20 protein-coding genes are annotated in these 17,885 nt (G+C 72.9%); 9 read left to right on the forward strand and 11 right to left on the reverse strand.

Annotated elements, in window-relative coordinates; genetic code table 11:
• The 3 genes from VIB11_RS05445 to VIB11_RS05455 all read left to right on the forward strand — a co-directional run.
• On the forward strand, positions 1–640 hold a 640-nt coding region (locus tag VIB11_RS05445; RefSeq protein WP_332029126.1), incomplete at its 5' end, for a thymidylate synthase.
• 40 nt (positions 641–680) lie between these two features.
• Complete coding sequence (locus tag VIB11_RS05450) at positions 681–1,148, forward strand: dihydrofolate reductase (RefSeq protein WP_332029128.1); 468 nt, start codon at positions 681–683, stop codon at positions 1,146–1,148.
• The gene (locus tag VIB11_RS05455; protein WP_332029130.1) at positions 1,145–1,753 is read left to right on the forward strand and encodes a TIGR03086 family metal-binding protein; all 609 of its coding nucleotides are present in this window, start codon (positions 1,145–1,147) and stop codon (positions 1,751–1,753) included. Before VIB11_RS05450 ends, VIB11_RS05455 begins: the two co-directional genes overlap by 4 nt.
• Before the next feature lie 36 nt (positions 1,754–1,789).
• Here the strand turns inward: VIB11_RS05455 and paaE are convergent, their stop codons facing one another.
• The 5 genes from paaE to paaA are packed head-to-tail and all read right to left on the reverse strand — an operon-like array spanning position 1,790 to position 5,567.
• The gene (gene paaE / locus VIB11_RS05460) at positions 1,790–2,908 is read right to left on the reverse strand and encodes a 1,2-phenylacetyl-CoA epoxidase subunit PaaE (RefSeq protein ID WP_332029132.1); all 1,119 of its coding nucleotides are present in this window, start codon (positions 2,906–2,908) and stop codon (positions 1,790–1,792) included.
• A 16-nt stretch (positions 2,909–2,924) separates the two neighbouring features.
• Positions 2,925–3,419 carry a 1,2-phenylacetyl-CoA epoxidase subunit PaaD gene (paaD, locus tag VIB11_RS05465; protein ID WP_332029133.1) on the reverse strand — a complete coding sequence of 165 codons (495 nt, stop codon included), beginning with the start codon at positions 3,417–3,419 and terminating at the stop codon, positions 2,925–2,927.
• A gap of 11 nt (positions 3,420–3,430) precedes the next feature.
• Positions 3,431–4,192 carry a 1,2-phenylacetyl-CoA epoxidase subunit PaaC gene (gene paaC / locus VIB11_RS05470; protein ID WP_332029135.1) on the reverse strand — a complete coding sequence of 254 codons (762 nt, stop codon included), beginning with the start codon at positions 4,190–4,192 and terminating at the stop codon, positions 3,431–3,433.
• Positions 4,193–4,245: 53 nt separating this feature from the next.
• Positions 4,246–4,545 (reverse strand): 1,2-phenylacetyl-CoA epoxidase subunit PaaB, encoded by a 300-nt coding sequence (gene paaB, locus VIB11_RS05475; protein WP_332029137.1) that lies wholly within the window; start codon positions 4,543–4,545, stop codon positions 4,246–4,248.
• On the reverse strand, positions 4,542–5,567 hold the full coding sequence (paaA, locus tag VIB11_RS05480; RefSeq protein ID WP_332029139.1) for a 1,2-phenylacetyl-CoA epoxidase subunit PaaA: 1,026 nt from the start codon (positions 5,565–5,567) through the stop codon (positions 4,542–4,544). Before paaA ends, paaB begins: the two co-directional genes overlap by 4 nt.
• 85 nt (positions 5,568–5,652) lie before the next feature.
• On the opposite strand from paaA, the gene VIB11_RS05485 reads away from it, so the two are divergent.
• Genes VIB11_RS05485 through VIB11_RS05500 form a run of 4 tightly spaced genes read left to right on the forward strand, consistent with a single transcriptional unit; the run spans position 5,653 to position 8,604 of the window.
• Complete coding sequence (locus VIB11_RS05485; RefSeq protein ID WP_332029141.1) at positions 5,653–6,330, forward strand: GNAT family N-acetyltransferase; 678 nt, start codon at positions 5,653–5,655, stop codon at positions 6,328–6,330.
• On the forward strand, positions 6,327–7,061 hold the full coding sequence (locus VIB11_RS05490; protein ID WP_332029143.1) for an AzlC family ABC transporter permease: 735 nt from the start codon (positions 6,327–6,329) through the stop codon (positions 7,059–7,061). Before VIB11_RS05485 ends, VIB11_RS05490 begins: the two co-directional genes overlap by 4 nt.
• On the forward strand, positions 7,058–7,372 hold the full coding sequence (locus VIB11_RS05495) for an AzlD domain-containing protein (protein ID WP_332029145.1): 315 nt from the start codon (positions 7,058–7,060) through the stop codon (positions 7,370–7,372). Before VIB11_RS05490 ends, VIB11_RS05495 begins: the two co-directional genes overlap by 4 nt.
• Positions 7,373–7,419: 47 nt before the next feature.
• Entirely contained in the window at positions 7,420–8,604 is a 1,185-nt protein-coding gene (locus tag VIB11_RS05500; protein WP_332029292.1) for a heparan-alpha-glucosaminide N-acetyltransferase domain-containing protein, read from the forward strand.
• A gap of 8 nt (positions 8,605–8,612) precedes the next feature.
• Here VIB11_RS05500 and VIB11_RS05505 read toward each other — a convergent pair whose 3' ends face one another.
• Entirely contained in the window at positions 8,613–8,972 is a 360-nt protein-coding gene (locus VIB11_RS05505) for a hypothetical protein (protein WP_332029147.1), read from the reverse strand.
• On the reverse strand, positions 8,972–9,763 hold the full coding sequence (gene dapB, locus VIB11_RS05510; protein WP_332029149.1) for a 4-hydroxy-tetrahydrodipicolinate reductase: 792 nt from the start codon (positions 9,761–9,763) through the stop codon (positions 8,972–8,974). The genes VIB11_RS05505 and dapB overlap by 1 nt, the downstream gene beginning before the upstream one ends.
• Between dapB and VIB11_RS05515 the strand changes: the two genes are divergently transcribed.
• The gene (locus VIB11_RS05515; protein ID WP_332029151.1) at positions 9,762–10,223 is read left to right on the forward strand and encodes an isoprenylcysteine carboxylmethyltransferase family protein; all 462 of its coding nucleotides are present in this window, start codon (positions 9,762–9,764) and stop codon (positions 10,221–10,223) included. The genes dapB and VIB11_RS05515 overlap by 2 nt on opposite strands.
• A gap of 77 nt (positions 10,224–10,300) precedes the next feature.
• Here VIB11_RS05515 and VIB11_RS05520 read toward each other — a convergent pair whose 3' ends face one another.
• Together VIB11_RS05520 and VIB11_RS05525 are read right to left on the reverse strand one after the other, a co-directional pair.
• Positions 10,301–12,886, reverse strand: a complete 2,586-nt coding sequence (locus VIB11_RS05520; protein ID WP_332029153.1) for an ExeM/NucH family extracellular endonuclease — start codon at positions 12,884–12,886, stop codon at positions 10,301–10,303.
• Positions 12,887–13,043: 157 nt separating this feature from the next.
• Positions 13,044–14,288 carry an NAD(P)/FAD-dependent oxidoreductase gene (locus VIB11_RS05525; protein WP_332029155.1) on the reverse strand — a complete coding sequence of 415 codons (1,245 nt, stop codon included), beginning with the start codon at positions 14,286–14,288 and terminating at the stop codon, positions 13,044–13,046.
• A 157-nt stretch (positions 14,289–14,445) separates the two neighbouring features.
• Here VIB11_RS05525 and VIB11_RS05530 point away from each other — a divergent pair, with 157 nt between their 5' ends.
• Positions 14,446–15,516: a LacI family DNA-binding transcriptional regulator gene (locus VIB11_RS05530; protein ID WP_332029156.1), complete on the forward strand. Its 1,071-nt coding sequence runs from the start codon at positions 14,446–14,448 to the stop codon at positions 15,514–15,516.
• Here the strand turns inward: VIB11_RS05530 and VIB11_RS05535 are convergent.
• The gene (locus tag VIB11_RS05535; RefSeq protein ID WP_332029158.1) at positions 15,428–16,804 is read right to left on the reverse strand and encodes a glycoside hydrolase family 32 protein; all 1,377 of its coding nucleotides are present in this window, start codon (positions 16,802–16,804) and stop codon (positions 15,428–15,430) included. The genes VIB11_RS05530 and VIB11_RS05535 overlap by 89 nt on opposite strands.
• 175 nt (positions 16,805–16,979) lie before the next feature.
• On the reverse strand, positions 16,980–17,879 hold the full coding sequence (locus VIB11_RS05540; RefSeq protein WP_414695767.1) for a carbohydrate ABC transporter permease: 900 nt from the start codon (positions 17,877–17,879) through the stop codon (positions 16,980–16,982).
• Positions 17,880–17,885 lie beyond the last annotated feature (6 nt).

Raw genomic sequence — 17,885 nt, forward strand, 5'->3', positions numbered from 1 at the left:
CGAGCTGCTGTGGTTCCTGCGGGGCGACACCAACGTGAAGTGGCTCCAGGAGCGCGGCATCACCATCTGGGACGAGTGGGCCGACGAGAACGGCGACCTCGGGCCCGTCTACGGCTACCAGTGGCGCTCCTGGCCGACGCCGGACGGTCGCCACGTCGACCAGATCGCCAAGGTCATCGAGTCGATCCGGACCAACCCCGACTCGCGCCGCCACATCGTCAGCGCCTGGAACGTCGCCGACGTGGACTCCATGGCGCTGCCGCCGTGCCACACGATGTTCCAGTTCTACGTGACCCCCGCTCGTGACGGGCAGCGGGCCAGGCTCTCCTGCCAGCTCTACCAGCGCTCCGCCGACATCTTCCTCGGCGTGCCGTTCAACATCGCGTCGTACGCCCTGCTCACGATGATGGTGGCCCAGGTCTGCGACCTCGAGCCCGGAGACTTCGTCCACACCCTCGGCGACGCCCACCTCTACTCCAACCACGTCGACCAGGCGCGCGAGCAGCTGACTCGGGAGCCGTTCCCGCTGCCGTCCATGCGGATCGCTCCCGACAAGGGCATCGACGAGTTCGACCTCGAGGACTTCGAGCTCGTGGGGTACCAGGCCCACCCGTCGATCAAGGCGCCCATCGCGGTCTGACAGCGGGCGGCACGCAGGGCGCACGCGGCATACTCGGGCCATGACCCGGATCACGCTCCTTGCCGCGCTCGGCCGCAACCGCGTCATCGGCAGGGACGGCGACATGCCGTGGCACCTGCCCGAGGACCTGAGGCACTTCAAGCACACGACCATGGGGCACGCCCTGGTCATGGGCCGCAAGACGTTCGAGTCCATCGGCCGGGTCCTGCCGGGGCGGCGCACCATCGTGATCACCCGGCAGCCGCAGTGGTCCCACCCCGACGTCGAGACGGCGCACTCGCTCCCCGAGGCCCTGTCGCTGGCAGGGCCCGGCGACGAGGTCTTCATCGTCGGGGGCGGGGAGGTCTACGCCGAGGCCATGCCGTTCGCCCAGCGGATGGTCCTCTCCGAGATCCCCGACTCCCCCGAGGGCGACACGTGGTTCCCGGAGTGGGTCACCGAGGACTGGCGCGAGGTCAGCCGCGACCACCGCGAGGGCTTCGACATCGCCACCTACGAGCGGTCGTGAGCACCACGATGTCGACGAGCCCCGGATCGATCGACCTCGCCCCCTCCGCGGACCGCATCGGGCGGCTCATCGCCCGGGTCACCGACGACCAGCTCGATGGCCCCACGCCGTGCGAGGGCAGGAGCGTGCGGCAGCTGCTGGGCCACGTCGTCGGGCTGAGCGCGGCCTTCCGCGCCGCCGCCGAGAAGGACTTCGGGCCGCTGACCGACACCGATCCGGGGTCCGCGGGGTGGCCGGATGCCGAGGCCGACTGGCGGGAGAGGCTCGCCGAGCGCCTCCCGGCCCTCGTCACCGCGTGGTCTCCGCAGACGGCCTGGGAGGGAATGACCCGCGTGGGTGGCGTCGACCTCCCCGGGAAGGTCGCTGGGGTGGTCGGCCTCGACGAGCTGACCCTCCACGGCTGGGACCTCGCGCGCGCGACCGGCCAGGACTACACGTGCGACGAGCCCACCGCGCGCACCCTGCTCGGGTTCGTCTCCGGGTTCGACCCCGCCGGGACCCCCGGCATGTTCGGCCCGGCCGTGGCGCTCGACGACGAAGCCCCGGTGTTCGACCGGGTTCTCGCTCGGTCGGGCCGCAACCCGCGGTGGATGCCGCAGCGCTAGTCGCCCAGGTCGTGGGCGGCGCGGCGGCTCCTCGCCTCAGGCGTCGTAGTCGAGGGCGACCTCGTCGGTCACGGGGTGGCTCTGGCACGCCAGCACGACGCCGGCCGCCACCTCCTCCGGCTCGAGGGCGTAGTTGCGGTCCATCCGCACCTCCCCCGAGACGAGCCGGGCCCGGCAGGTGCCGCAGACGCCGCCCGTGCACGAGTAGGGCGCGTCGGGGCGCACCCGCAGCGTCGCGTCGAGGATCGTCTCGTCCCTGGTCGGCATCTCGATCCGAGTGCTGCGACCGTCGAGGCTGACCGTCACCACGGCCGCGGGCGGGGCGCCCTCCTCGACGACGACGCGCTCGCGGGGGCTCTCCTGCTCCGCGACGTGGAACACCTCGTGGTGCACGTGGTGGCTGTCGACACCCGCCCGCTCCAGCAGCTCCTGGGCGCCGGTGACCATCCCGTGGGGACCGCAGAGGTACCACTCGTCGACGGTCTGGACCGGCGCGAGGGCGGCCAGGATCCGCTCGACGCGCTCGGCGTCGAGGCGGCCGGTGAACAGCTCGACGTCCTGCGGCTCGCGGGAGAGCACGTGGACGAGCTGGAGACGCTCGGGGTAGCGGTTCTTCAGGTCGGCGAGCTCCTCCAGGAACATCACCGACGACGTGCGCCGGTTGCCGTAGAGCAGCGTGACCCGCGAGCGGGGCTCCTCCTCCAGGACGCTGGTGATGATCGACAGCACCGGGGTGATGCCGCTGCCGGCGGCGATCGCGAGGTGGTGTCGTGCGCCGTCGGGCTGGGCCGGGCACGTGAACGAGCCGAGGGGGGACATGACGTCGAGCACGTCGCCCACGGAGACGTGGTCGTTGAGCCAGTTGGACATCCGGCCCCCGGGGACCCGAGCGGTGGCGACCCGCAGGGTCCGGGTGTGCTCGGCGGCCCGGCGCGACAGGCAGATCGAGTACGACTGCCGCACGTCCTCGCCGCCCACGGTCGCCCGCAGGGTGAGGTGCTGGCCCGGCGTGAAGCGGTACTCCTCACGCAGCTCCTCGGGGACGGCGAACGTGATGGCCACCGCGTCGTCGGTCAGGCGCTCGACGCCGACCACGGTGAGCGGGTGGAACTGTGCCCGGCGGCGCGTCGGGCGCGAGGTGGAGAGCAGCGACATCACACGTCTTCCGTCATCACAGGGCCTTGAACTCGTCGAACGGCTCGCGACAGGCGAGGCAGCGCCGCAGCGCCTTGCACGCGGTGGATCCGAACCGGGCGACCTCCTCGGTGTCGGTGCTGCCGCACTGCGGGCAGGCGACGACCCGGCGCCTCAGGGTGAGCGCCACGGCACCGCCCGCGTGCGCCTCCACCGGGCCGGGAGGCGCGATGCCGAACTCCCGCAGGCGCTCGCGCCCGCGCTGCGACATCCAGTCGGTGGTCCAAGCCGGGCTCAGGCGCGTGCGCACGTCGCAGGTGTAGCCGGCACGGCCGGCCTCGTGGCGGATGGTGCGCTCGATTGCCTCCATGGCGGGGCAGCCCGAGTACGTCGGTGTGATCGTCACCGCGACGTGCCGGCGCGCCTCGTCGACCTCGAGGTGGCGGAGGATGCCGAGGTCCTCGATCGTGACGACCGGCACCTCCGGATCCGGGATGTCCGAGATCGCCTGTGCCACAAGAGAGTTCGTCATCAGACCCACCGTCACCAGGTCGCTCCCGGGTGCGATCGTGCGATGTGCTGCATTTCCGCGAGGAGGTAGCCCATCGGTCGCGAGTGGATGCCGTCACGGCCGCCGCGCGAGCGCCAGCGCGACGGCTCCGGCAGCGCCAGCGTGGCCTCCTCGACGACCGCTGCCACCCGGGCGGACGCGGCCTCCCGCAAGGACGAGGGCAGCACCCCGATGCCGGCCTCCGCCGCCGCCGACGAGGCGGGGTCGTCCTCGAAGAGCTCGACGACGTAGGGCTGGACGGCCACGAGGGCGTCCTGCATCCGCCGGTGCGACTCCTCGGTGCCGTCGCCGAGGCGGACCACCCACTGCGCGGCGTGGTCCTGGTGGTAGGTGACCTCCTTGAGTGCCTTGGCCGCGACGCCCGCCAGGACCTCGTCGGCGGAGGCACGCAGCGCGGCATACAGCTCGCGCTGGTAGGCGGAGAACCAGAGCAGGCGGGCCATCTCGTGGGCGAAGTCGCCGCGCTCCTGCTCCACCAGGTGGACGTTGCGGAACTGCCGCTCGTCGCGGAAGTAGGCGAGGTCGTCCTCGGAGCGACCGGTGCCGTCGAGCTCACCCACACGGGTCAGCAGGGCGCGCGCCTGGCCGAGCAGGTCCAGCCCGACGTTGGCGAGCGCCATGTCCTCCTCGATCTGCGGGCCACGCGAGATCCACTCGCCGAGCCGCTGGGCGTAGACGAGGGCGTCGTCGGCGAGTCCCTGGAGGTACTGCGCCGCAAGAGCACTGGTATCCACCGTCCGGGGTCCCCGCGAGGTATCGGACGACAGCGGAGAACGTCGTGGGGTGTTCACAGGTACTCCACGTCGTCGGGCACGTCGTAGAAGGTCGGGTGCCGGTAGACCTTGTCGGCGGCCGGGTCGAAGAACGCGTCGCGCTCGTCCGGGCTCGAGGCCGCGATGTCGGAGGCCTTGGCCACCCAGATGGAGACGCCCTCCTGCCGCCGTGTGTAGACGTCGCGGGCGTTGCGCAGCGCCATCACGGCGTCGGGCGCGTGCAGGGAGCCGACGTGGACGTGCGACAGCCCGCGCTTGCCACGGACGAAGACCTCCCACAGCGGCCAGGTCTTCGGACTGGTCTGCTCGCTCACGCGGCGCTCTCCTTCACGGCCTGCTTCGCGGCATACGCGGTGGCCGCCTCGCGCACCCAGGCCCCCTCGTCGTGGGCCGCGACCCGGTGCGCGATGCGCTCGGCGTTGCAGGCGCCGTCACCCTTCAGGACGCGCCAGAACTCGTCCCAGTCGATGGGACCGAAGTCGTAGTGGCCCCGCTCGGCGTTCCACCGCAGGTCGGGGTCGGGCAGCACGATGCCGAGCTTGTCGGCCTGCGGGACCATCATGTCGACGAACTTCTGGCGCAGGTCGTCGTTGGCGAAGCGCTTGATGCCCCAGGCCATCGACTGCTCGGTGTGGCCACCGGCCTTGGCCGCCGCACCGGTGTCCGGGGGGCCGAACATCATCAGCGCCGGCCACCACCAGCGGTCGGCGGCGTCCTGCGCCATGGCCTTCTGCTCGTCGGTGCCGCGCATGAGGGTCCAGAGGATCTCGAAGCCCTGCCGCTGGTGGAACGACTCCTCCTTGCAGACCCGGATCATCGCCCGCGCGTACGGCCCGTAGGAGCAGCGGCACAGCGGCACCTGGTTCATGATCGCCGCGCCGTCGACGAGCCAGCCGATGGCGCCGCAGTCGGCCCACGTCAGCGTCGGGTAGTTGAAGATCGAGGAGTACTTCTGCCGGCCCGTGTGCAGGCGCTCGAGCAGGTCCTCACGGTCGACGCCGAGGGTCTCCGCCGCGCTGTAGAGGTACAGGCCGTGGCCCGCCTCGTCCTGGACCTTGGCCATGAGGATCGCCTTGCGGCGCAGGCTCGGGGCGCGCGTGATCCAGTTGCCCTCGGGCTGCATGCCGATGATCTCGGAGTGCGCGTGCTGGGCGATCTGGCGGATGAGCGTCTGCCGGTAGGCGTCCGGCATGTCGTCGCGGGGCTCGATGCGCTGCTCGGCCTCGATGAGGTCGTCGAAGAGGCCGGACTCCGCGGCGTTGAGCGGCTCGTCCGGGCCGGGCAGCGTGTCCGTGGCGCTCTCCGTGGCCTCGGGGCCGAAGTCGTTGCCGTACATGCCCTCAGTATGACCGCGTGTTACAGCATCAGGCAATTCTGCTGCGACCGTGTTACACCTTCGGGCCGGGTGCGAGGATGGGCCCGTGGCCCACGAGCACGAGAACCCGCACGCCCACTCCCACGCCCACCCACACGACGACGGCACGGCCCGGTCCGGCCCCGTGGCCGACGCGAGCGTGCGGGTGGCCCGTGAGACCGACGCCCCGGCGGTGGGGCTGGTCCAGGCCGAGGTGTGGCGCTCGGCGTATGCCGCGGTGCTGCCCGCGGACGTCGTGGCGGCCTTCGAGCCCCAGGCCTTCGCGAAGGCCTGGCGGGCGTCCCTCGCCTCGCCCCCCGAGGGGGTCTACCGGCTCCTCGCCGCGTGCGCCGGCGAGCAGGTGGTGGGGTTTGCCGCCGTGGGTCCCAGCCAGGACCCCGACGCCTCCCCCCTCACGGGGGAGCTGAGCGCGATCGGGGTGCACCCACAGGCGCGCCGCGCGGGGCACGGGTCGAGGCTCCTCAACGCCGCGGTCGACACGCTGCGCGGGGCGGGGGCCGACACCCTGCACGCGTGGCTGCTCGCGAGCGACGAGGGGACGCGCGCCTTCCTCGTGCACGCCGGCCTGGCCCCCGATGGCGCGTGGCGGGACCGCGTCGTCTCCCCCGACGGTACGACGGCGCGGGAGGTGCGCCTCGTGGCGGCCATCGGAGGACCGCTCGACGAGCCGGCCACCACGGACCGGGCGGCGGCCCCGGGAACGGCACAGCCCCCCGGAGCATGACCGCGCTCGCACCGGCGCGGCGCCGGCAGGTCGTGCGGCAGTCGCTGTCGGTGGGCGTCGCCACCGGCGCCTACGGGGTGAGCTTCGGCGCACTGTCCGTGGCCGCGGGGCTGAGCGTCCTGCAGACGCAGGCCCTCTCCCTGCTGCTGTTCTCCGGCGGGTCGCAGTTCGCCTTCGTCGGCCTGGTCGCGGGGGGCGTGAGCGGCGCCCCGGCGGCCATCGCCACGTCCACGCTGCTCGGCCTGCGCAACGGCCTCTACGGCCTGCAGGTGTCCAAGATGCTGCGCGTGAGCGGCCTGAGGCGGGCGCTGGCGGCCCACCTGACGATCGACGAGTCCACCGCGGTCGGCGTCGCGCAGCCCGAGGAGCGCGCCGGCCGGCTCGGGTTCTGGGCCACGGGTCTCGCCGTCTTCGTGCTGTGGAACCTCATGACACTGGTCGGCGCGGTCATCGGCGACGCCATGGGCGACCCGCGGACCTACGGGCTCGACGCCGCCGCAGCAGCCGCCTTCTGCGGTCTCCTGTGGCCCCGGCTCAAGTCGCGTGACGCGTTCGCGATCGCCGGGCTCGCCGCCCTGGTCGCGGTGCTCGTCGCACCCCGGGCGCCGGCAGGTGTCCCCGTGCTCGTGGCGGCCCTGACCGCCCTCCTGGCCGCCTTGTGGCCGGAGGCCCACCGCGACCCACCGCCGCCGCACCACTGGGCGGACGAGCGCGAGGGGTCGGACCGGTGACCCTGTGGACCGCCGTCCTGGTGGCCAGCGCCCTCGCGTTCGGCCTGAAGCTCCTCGGCTACGTGGTGCCCGCCCGGTGGCTCGAGGGGCCTCGCACGAGCCGGGTGACCTCTGCGCTCCCCATCGCGCTCCTCTCCGCCCTGGTCGCGGTGCAGACCCTCACGGACCCCTCCGGGTCGCTGGTGGTCGACGCCCGCCTCGTCGCGGTCGCCGTGGCCTGTGTCGCCCTCGCGCTCCGGGCGCCCTTCCTGCTCGTCGTGGTGCTCGCGGCGGCCACGGCCGCGTTCCTGCGCGCCCTCGGCTGGAGCTGACGGTGCCGCGGCCCGCCTCCACCGCGCGAGGCGGGCGCGCGCGCCTCGTGGGTGTCGACGTGGCCCGGGCGCTGGCCCTGCTGGGCATGATGGCCACCCACATCCTGCCGCCGGTGGTCGACGGCTCGCTCGCCTGGCCGCAGGCGCTGGCCGGCGGGCGGTCGTCGGCGCTGTTCGCGCTCCTGGCCGGTGTCTCGATGGCCCTCGTGACGGGCGGTTCCTCGCCCCACGCCGGCGTGCAGCGTGCCGGGGACGCCGTGGGCCTCACCACCCGGGCGATGCTGATCGGGCTGCTCGGCCTGTTCCTCGGCCAGCTGGACACCCCGGTCGCGGTGATCCTGACGTACTACGCGGTGCTCTTCGTCCTCGGCCTGCCGTTCCTCGGGCTGGGCGCCCGGCCGCTGCTCGCCCTGTCCGCGCTCTGGTGTGTGGTGGTCCCGGTGCTGTCCCACGCCGCCCGCGCCGGGCTCGGCCCCGACGGGCCCACCGTTCCCACTGCCGAGAGCGCCGCCTCCCTGGCCCCCTTCCTCCTGGACCTGACCCTGACCGGCTACTACCCCGCCCTCCCCTGGCTCGCCTACCTCCTCGCAGGGATGGCCCTGGGCCGCATGGACCTCGCACGCCCGGCGACGGCAGCGATGGTCGCCCTCGCAGGCGCCACGGTTGCGGTCGGCGCACTGCTCATCTCGCGAACCCTCACCGCCCAGCCCGGAGTGCAGGACGCCCTCCTGGCCAGCAGCGACGGCGCGACGAGCTGGGACGAGCTGCGCGACACGCTGGCCCGGGGGCTGCACGGGGTGACGCCGACCGGCTCCTGGTGGTGGCTGTCCGTCGTGGCGCCGCACTCGGGCACGCCGCTCGACCTCGCGCACACCGCGGGCTGCGCCGCTGCTGTCCTCGGCGCCTGCCTCCTGCTGGCGCGGTGGCGTCCCCGGGCGTGGGCCGTCGCCTTCGGCGCCGGCGCCATGACCCTCACCCTCTACACCGCCCACGTCGTCCTGCTCATTCCCGGCCTGTGGCCGGGGCAGAGCGTCGCGAACTACCTGCGGCACGCCTCTCTCGCCCTGGCGACGGGCGCGGTGGTCGCGGCGCTGGGCCGGCGCGGTCCCCTGGAGAGCGTCGTGCGAACGGCATCGGCAGCGGCCTCGCGGGTGGCCACGGGCTCCGCCGGGTCGCCGCGCCCGCCCGCCGTGAGGTCACGGCACGACCCCGACCGGGACACCCATCGCTAGGGCGGGTCTCAGTGCTGCGCCGACCGCCAGGCGCGCACCGCCGCGCGGTAGTGCCGCTGCTCCCCCTGCCGGTCCCGCGCCAGCCGACAGCTCTCGGCGAGCTCGAGCTCGGCGCGCCAGCCCTCGTCGACGGGTCGCACCTCGGCGCCGCTGGCCAGCTGCGCCATCATCCGCGAGCCGTCCCGCGCGAGGCGCACCAACGGCAGCAGCGCGACGAGCAGGACCAGCGGCAGCAGCATGACCCCGACGCCGAGCAGCACCGCGGCCGGCCGGCCGTCGCGGACCAGCTCGACGCCGCGCCACCCGATCGTCACCGAGTAGAAGCCCAGGACGACCAGGAGGACGAGGGCGGTGACCTTCTCCCGCACTATGCGCCCAGTCCGAGGTAGTGCTCCAGCCCGACCGTCAGGCCGGGGTGCTCTCGCACCTTCCGGACGCCCTCGATCACGCCGGGCATGAACGACGCCCGGTCGAAGGAGTCGTGCCGGATCGTCAACATCTCGCCGACACCGCCGAACAGGACCTCCTGGTGCGCCACGAGGCCGCGCAGCCGCACCGCGTGCACGGGTATGCCGTCCACGCGGGCGCCGCGCGCACCGCCCGGGTCGTGCGTGGTGGCGTCCGGAACCGCTCCCAGACCCGCGTCCGTGCGGGCGGCACCGATGAGGCGGGCCGTGCGGGCTGCCGTGCCCGAGGGCGCGTCGACCTTGTCGGGGTGGTGGAGCTCGATGACCTCGACGGACTCGTAGAACCGGGCCGCCTGCTCGGCGAAGCGCATCATGAGGATCGCGCCGATGGCGAAGTTGGGGGCGATGAGCACGCCGACGTCCGGGCGGTCCGCGAGCTGCGACCGCAGGGCCTCGAGCCGCGCGTCGTCCCACCCGGTCGTGCCGACCACGACGTGGATGCCCCGCTCGACGCAGTGCGCCACGTTGCCCGGCGAGGAGTCGGGCACGGTCAGCTCCACCGCGACGTCGGCGCCGGCGAGGTCCCCCAGCTCGTCCCCCCTGGCGACGCTCGCGACGAGCTCGAGGCCGTCGGCCGACTCGACCGCCCGGCACGCCTCGGACCCCATCCGCCCGGCTGCGCCGATGACTGCCACCCTGGTCACGTCGTTCACGGTCGCCAGCGTAGCCACCCGGCATACAGTGCCCGGCATGGCTCCCGCAGGCGCCCGCGTGCGCACCATCCCGCCGCTGGTCTTCGCCATCCCGCTCGTCGTCGCCTCGCTGCTCCACCTCGTGGCGCCACTCCCGCTGCCCCTCTCGGGCGCGCGGGTCTGGCTGGGCGTCGTCCTGGTCGCCGCCGCGGTCGCGCTGATGGCCTGGGCCGTCGCTGCGATGCGGCGTGCCCACACGACGGTGATCCCGTGGGAGGAGGTCAGCCGGCTGGTCACCGAGGGGCCGTTCCGGCTCTCCCGCAACCCGATCTACCTCGCGGACGCCCTCGCCTACCTGGGGGTGACCCTGCTGGTCGGCTCCTGGTGGCCGCTCCTCGTCCTCCCGGCCGTGCTCCTGGCGATGCTCCGCCTGGTCATCTCCCGCGAGGAGGAGTACCTCGCCGCCCGCTTCGGAGCCGACTACGCGGCATACCGCTCGCGCGTGCGCCGCTGGGTCTGAGCGCCCCGGCGGGAACACGGCGGCGGGCCCAGCCCCGTGAGGGACCGGACCCGCCGCCGTGCGTGCAGCCAGGGCGGCTACCGCTTCGCGGTCGCGCGCAGGCCCAGCACGACCGGGTCGTGGTCGGACGAGCGGTACGGTCCGGGCTCGTAGAAGTCGGTGCCGTGGTAGCGGTACCGGCTGTACTCGAGGGCCACCGACTCGCCGGAGTTGATGTTCCAGTGGTCGGCACCGGTCGCCAGCGCCAGGGCCGCGTCGTTGACGAGGATGTGGTCCAGGGAGCCCGACAGCCCGGAGAAGGAGTACGAGTACGGGTTCGAGTACGGGTCGTCCGGGTCGTCGTGGTCGTCGCGGTCGAGCCGCGACCCGGCGTCGGTGTAGCCGGCGTCGTAGAGGACGTCCATCGGGTCCTCGCGGGTGTACGAGTTGTAGTCACCGGCCATGACCACGGCCCTGGTGCCGGTCTCGTCGAGGACGGTCGGCACCCAGTCGCGCAGGGCCTGCGCCTGCAGGATGCGAGAGGTCACCGAGGCGCCCTGCCCGTCACCGGTGTCCTCGTCACCGGGGAACGGACCCGCCGAGCCCTTGGACTTGAAGTGGTTGACGACGAAGAGGAACTTCTCGCTCTTGCCGTGCTTCTTCCGGAACACCTGGGCGATCGGCTCGCGTGCGTTGCCGAAGGCCTGGCCGTCCTCGCTCTGCGTCCCGAGCGCCCGGGACTGGCCGACGCGCATCACCGAGGCCGGCTTGAAGATGATGGCGTTGGTGATCACGTCCTGCCCGGAGGCCGGCGGCAGCTCGGTCGAGGAGGGCACGAAGGCCCACGTGCCCGCCCCGGCCTGCTCGTTGAGGGCGGAGACCAGGTGGGCCAGTGCCTCGTCCGGCTGCTCGCCCAGCGCGGCGGAGTTCTCGACCTCCATGAGACCGACGACGTCCGCGTCGAGCCCGTTGACCGCGGTGACGATCTTGGCCTGCTGGCGCTGGAAGTCCGCCGCATCCCAGGCGCCGCGCAGCTCGCAGCCGTCGCGCACCGTGGTGCCGCTGTCGTCGCGGTCGTAGTAGGCCAGGCAGCCCTCGGTCTCCGCGCCCAGCGTCGTGAAGTAGTTCAGCACGTTGAAGGAGGCGACCTTGAGGTCGGCGGCGCCGATGTCCATCGCGTCGGGTGCAGGGGTGCGGGTGTCGGTGAAGACGACCGGCGAGCCGGCGTTGCCCGGACCGACCACGGGGCTGGTCGGCTGGAAGCGCCACAGGTCGAACCGGTAGTCGACGATGACGCTGTCCGCGAAGGCAGCCGGCGCACCGACGCGCACCGGTGCCGTCGTCGAGACGTACGGCGGGGTCTGGTCCGCGTTGAGCAGGCACGGGATCGGCCGGCCCGCACACGTGGTGCGGCTGAAGCTGCTGGCCAGGAAGTTGGACGAGGCACCGTCGTCGAGGGTGACCTTGCGCGCGGCATTGTCCGCGGCGACCGCCTTCGCCTCGTCGGACCCGGGTACGGCGACCTCGGTGGTCTGGATGAGCGGCTCGGTGCCGACCGCGAGGCCGACCTCGCCGTACTGGTTCGTGGCGTAGGTGTTGGTCACGGTGTAGGGCCCGGACGGCCGGAACAGCATGCCCTCGAGCGACTCCCGCTGGGCGTCGGCGCCCGGCCAGGGGTTGGTCACCGGCGACACGGGAGTGAAGTCCTCGCCCGCGTCGCTGATGTCGGACGCCGCGGCGTTGACCCGGGTCAGGCCGAAGGACTCCTGGACCTCTCCGGTGACCTCGACGAAGTTGCCGATGACGGCGTCCGCGTCGAGCGCGCCCGAAGCCTGGTAGACGAACACACCGTCGGACGCCGCGCTCAGGTCGCGGCCGCCGCCGGTCCCCTCGGTCTGGAGGTAGAAGCCCCTGAAGCCGCCCTCGGGGTAGGCCGCCGTGACCACGCCGCGGGTCGTGACCGTCTGGCCCGCGAGCGGGCTCGATGCACCGGGTCCCTGGACCTCCGCGATGGTCCTGGCCTCCGGGCCGGGCGGCGCAGGAACGCAGGCGTCACCGCACGCCTGAGGCGTGGGCGGGTTGGCGAGGGTGAAGTCGGCCGCGTTGCTGGCCGTGTTGGTGTGCGCGCCGTCGCGGCTCACGGAGGTGGCGTTCGTCGTGCCCGGGGCGGCTTCGGTGCCGGCGTAGTCGTTGGCCGACCCCCAGCCGACGAAGTCGACCACGGCGTCGAGGCCCGAGCAGGCCGCAGCGCCGGTCTTGGGGGTGCAGCCCGTGATCGCGGTGCCGGAGCGGACGAGCGCGACCTTGCCCGCGCTGCCGGACATCGCGATGCTGCCGTCGATGTCGACCGGGACGTCGGTGGTGCCGCCGGTCCCGGTGGCCTCGCCGACCACGAGGGACGCTCCGGGCGGGAGCGTCCCGGTGAGCGGGGTGACGGCCCACGACGAGGTGGCCGTACTGCCCGAGCTGGCGTACTGCACCGACCAGCCGGAGAGGTCGACGGCCGAGGTCGAAACGTTCGCGAGCTCCACGAAGTCGCGCCGGTAGGTCGCGCCGGAGTTGCCACCCCCTCCGTAGACCTCGTTGATGACCACGGCCGCGCCGGGCGACGGCGCTGCCTGCGCAGCCTGCCCTGTCGCCGTGACGACCGTCGCACCCACGACCAGCGCTGTCGCGCCGACCATGGCCGTCACATGATTGCGATGTACCCGCACAACGTCCTCCACACCCCGGTGACCAGTCCTTGGGCCTGCCCCAGGTCGTGGGCGCAAACCGTCGTGACCCTAGAACACCCAGGGGGAAGAAAACGGACATCACGCCCGGTCCTTACCAACTGTTTGCCTAAGTCCCCCGGCTGTTCGCCTGCTCCACGTCCGCCAGCGGCACGTCGGGGTCGGCCAGCCGGACGCGGTCGACGACGACACCAGACCTGATGAGCGCCTTGACGTCGTCGACGACGTCCCAGACGTTGACGTTCATGCCGGCCACGACCCTGCCCTCACGCAGCCAGAACGCGATGAACTCACGCTGGGAGAGGTCACCTCGCACCACGACCTCGTCGTCCGGGCTGCCCAGCCCGATGTACTCCATGCCGAGGTCGTACTGGTCGGTGTAGAAGTACGGAAGCTCGTCATAGCGGTCCTCCTGGTCGAGCATCCCCGCGGCGACCGCGACCGGCTGGTTGAGGGCCGTGGCCCAGTGCTCCACCCGGATGCGCCGCCCGAGCACGGGCAGCTCGTGGTTGGCGATGTCGCCTGCGGCGAACACGTCGGGATCGCTCGTCCTGCCCTGGGCGTCGACCAGCACGCCGTTCTCGACCGCGAGGCCGGCCCGCTCGGCCAGCTCGACGTTCGGCGCCGCACCGATCCCGACCACGACCGTGTCGGCCGGGACCAGCGAGCCGTCGGCGAGCCGCACGGCCGTGACGCGGCCGGCGTCGCCCTCCAGCGCGGACACCTGGACCGACGTGCGCAGGTCCACCCCGTGCTCGCGGTGCAGCTCCGCGAAGACCGTGGCGACCCTCGGCCCCAGCACGCGCACCAGCGGGAGGTCGAGCGCCTCGAGCACCGTGACCTCGGCGCCGGCCTCGGAGGCGGCCGAGGCCGCCTCGAGTCCGATCCAGCCGCCCCCGACGAAGACCACCCGCTTCCCGGGCCGGAACGCCGAGCGGAGCCGGTCGCTGTCCTCGATGGTGCGCAGGTACAGCACGCCGTCGAGATCCGCCCCGGGCAGGTTCAGGCGGCGCGGGCTGCTGCCCGTGGCGAGCAGGAGACGGTCGTATGCCGTCCGCTCACCGTCCCCGGTGACGACCTCGTGTGCTGCCGGGTCGATCGCCACGACCGGAGCGCCGAGGCGCAGGTCCACGCGGTTCGCGTCGTACCACTCCCGGTCGTGGACGAACGCCTCGTCGAGCTTCTCGCCCGTCTTGAGGTACTCCTTCGACAGCGGCGGCCGCTCGTAGGGCAGGTGGTCCTCCGCCGCGAACAGCACGAGCCGACCGTCGAACCCCTTCTCCCGCAAGGCCTCCAGCGCCTTGGCGCCTGCGAGCCCGCCACCGACCACCACGAACGTCCTGTTGTCAGCCATGCCTGAAGCATCGGTCCGCGTCGGGGGCAAGGCAAACGGGCGGCATACGGGCACGGGGTTGCCCGCCAGCGGTCGCGGCCACGACGACCGCTGGGCGCGCCCCGCCGCGACGGCGAGGCGGTGGGGAGCGGCGCACCCCGCTGACTAGGCTGCTCACGTGAGCCCCCGTCCCCGCGCCGCCGACGTGGCCCAGCGCGCTGGGGTCTCGGTGACGGCAGTGTCCCTGGTCCTCAACGACAACGACGCGGGCAACGTGTCTGCGGCGACACGGGCGCGCATCCTCGCCGCGGCGGCAGAGCTCGGCTACCAGCCCAACCGGGTCGCGCAGAGCCTGCGCCGACAGCGCACCCACGTCATCGGGCTGGTGACCGATGCCATCGCCTCGTCGCCGTTCGCCGGTCGCCTGCTCGGCGGCGCCGTCGAACGCGCCACCCGCGACGGCTACGTGGTTGTCGTGTTCGACAGCCAGGACCACCCCGAGCGCGAGCAGGCTGCCGCCGACGAGCTGGCGAACCGCCAGGTGGACGGTCTCATCTACGCCACCATGGGCCTGCGCGAGCTCGACACCGTGCCGAGGACGTCCCTACCCCTGGTCCTGGCGAACTGCCAGCAGGCCGGGGACCCCTACCCGTCGGTGGTGCCGGACGACTACCGCGGGGGCTGGGACGCCGCGCGCCACCTGCTCGGGCTCGGGCACCGCCGCATCACGATGCTCAGCGGCGTGGGCATCACCCCGGGTCAGCCGCACCATCTTGGCAACATCGCCGGCCCCTTGCGCGCCAAGGGTTTTCGCGCTGCGCTCCGCTCGCACGTCGCTGCGGCGGACTCACCCGTCCTCACCGTGGGATGGGACATCGACGAGGGTTACCACGGTGCCGTCCGCGTCCTCGCCGGCCCAGCAGGCGGGCCGGCTCCGGTCGGGGACCGGCCCACCGCGATCTTCGCCGCGAACGACCGGGTGGCGACCGGCGTGCTGCTGGCGGCCGCCCGGCTCGGCCTCGACGTGCCGGGCGACCTCTCCGTCGTGGGGTTCGACGACCAGGAGGCCGTCGCCGCCAACGTGGTCCCCGCCCTGACGACCCTGGCCCTCCCCCACACCGCCATGGGGGAACGGGCCGTCGAGCTGCTGCTCGAGACCGTCACGGGGCGGCTGGTCCCGGACGCCTCGCGGCGCGAGCACCTCCGCTGCCCTCTCGTCGTCCGGGAGTCGGCGGGACCACCGCGCTGACGCGCAGCGATCCGCCGTCCGGCACCTCCAGCCCCCAGGGAGGGCCGGACAGTCGAAAGGTCTGCGGAGCTGCGCCGTCGCCCGGGTACACCTCGACGACGTCGGCATCCACCCAGACCGCGGTACCGGGAACCAGTCGCAGGGACTGGGATCCCGACGCGCCGCGCAGGGTCCACCCCTTGCCATCGCCCGGCGCCGACGTCACCGTGAGCCGCGCGGCTCCGGGCAGCTCGTGCACACCAGCGACGCAGCGAGTGCCCCGGCCGTTCCCCCCGGTTCCGCCCGGCGAGCTGTCGGCATCCGAGTCGCTCTCCTGGGCGACCAGCAGCGCCACCGCGGGGTCGGGCAGGACCAGCAGCCGCCCGTCGCGGACCGTGAGGCGCCGGGGAAGGGTCAGGCATCCCGCCGTGTGCGGGCCGTCGCCGAGCCCCGAGGTGTCGAGTGGCTCCTGCCGGGCCCAGCCGAACATCAGCGGCGAGGAGCCGTCCTGCACCAGCTGCGGGGCGTAGAAGCAGTTCCCGGTGTCGAGCCGCTCCACGGACGACGCGGTGAACCGCGGCCGGCCGTCCTGCTCGGCCACGTCGCCCATGACGGCAACGACATCCCCGAGCACGCCGTCGAGCTGGAGCGACAGCACCAGCACCGGAACCCCGTCCGCCCACACGAGCTGCGGGCACTCCCAGATGTCCGCCGGAGCTCCCTCACTCAGCACTGACTGCTCACGCGCGGCCAGCCAGACCTCCTCGAAGCGCCAGTCGAGCATGTCGTCGCAGGAGTAGAGCAGGATGGCCGCGGTACCGTCATCGAGACCCGCGCCGAGCAGGCCCCAGCGGCGGCCTCCGTGCTCGAAGACGAACGGGTCGCGCATCACCCGCACGCCCATGCCCACCGGGGTCGTCCCCACCACCACCGGCTCGCTCCACGTGGTGAGGTCGGCCGAGCCCCAGCGCAGGCAGATGGTGCTGTGCAGCGACTCGTCGACGACGCCCGAGTACACCACCGCCGGCTGGCCCAGGCCCGGCGCGAACACGCCCGACCAGCAGCCGAAGCTGTCCGGCCCCCCGGCGGTCGGCCCGAACGCCACAGGGTGCTCGGTCCAGGTCACGAGGTCCGGGCTGCTCATGTGGCCCCAGTGGATGTGGTGGTGGACGGGGCCCAGCGGGTTGTGCTGGAAGAACACGTGCCACCGGCCGTCGTGATGGACCAGGCCGTTGGGGTCGTTGAGCCAGCCGTGGGTCGGGCGCAGGTGGAACTGCGGCGCTGCCACAGCAGCCGGGGAGGCGGTCACGCAGGTGTCCTTTCTCGGGTGGCCCGGGGCGGGCCAGCGGTATGCCGTGTGGCCCTGAGGCCGGTGCTCGGTCGCGACCACTCGTGTCCGTCAGCGCTCCGTCTGGTCCGTGGGCGGTCCGTCTGGTCCGTCTGCGGTCCGTCTGCGGTCGATCTGGGGGTCCGCCTGCCGTCGGTCAGCGGTGGCTGCCTGCGGTCAGACCCTCGCGCAGGGTCCGCTGGCCGACAACGAAGACGACCAGGGCGGGGATCATCGAGATGACCACGCCGGCCAGCACCGTGGCGACGCTGCCGGTGCCCATGTTGCCCTGCAGGGTGACCAGCCCGAGCGGAAGCGTGAAGTTCTGCTCACTGATGGTCATGATCAGCGGGCGGAAGAACTCGTTCCAGTGGTAGTTGAACGCGAGGATGCCCACGATCGCCATTCCCGGCGTCGCCAGCGGGGCGAACACCGAGAAGAAGGTCCGCCAGGGGCCAGCGCCGTCGATCTCCGCGGCCTCGGCGAGCTCGGCGGGCAGCCCGAGGAAGTACTGCCGCATCAGGAAGGTGCCGAAGGCGGTGGGGATGGCCGGGAGGATGAGGGCGAGCAGCGTGTCGGACAGCCCCATCCCGCGGACCAGCATGAAGACCGGGACGATCGTGACCTGCATCGGCACCATCATCGTGGCGAGGACGACCGCGAAGAGGGCACCACGCCCGCGGAACTCGACCCGGGCGAACACGTAGCCCGCCATGGCTGCCGTCACCATCTGGCCGACGGCACAGGCTGCCGTCACGAGCACGCTGTTGAGGATCAGCAGCGCCATGTCGACCTGCGTGAAGACATCGCGGTAGGCGCCGAGGTCGAGGCTGGTCGGGACCAGGCTGGGGCTCACACCCAGGGACTCGGTCACGGGGCGCAACGAGGTCGCGACGGTCCACAGGACGGGCCCGAGGGTCAGCGCCGTCGCGACCAGCAGGAAGGCGATCCGGCCGAGGGCGCCGACGTCGGGAAGGTGACGCGTGGTGCTGAGCCGCTTCGGCAGGCGGGGCCCGGGGGGCCGGCTCTGGGTCACCCGGGGTGCTCTGGCGGTCATGGTCAT

Origin of the sequence: Pedococcus sp. (assembly GCF_036554925.1) — a bacterium.
Taxonomy (GTDB): Bacteria; Actinomycetota; Actinomycetes; order Actinomycetales; family Dermatophilaceae; genus Pedococcus_A.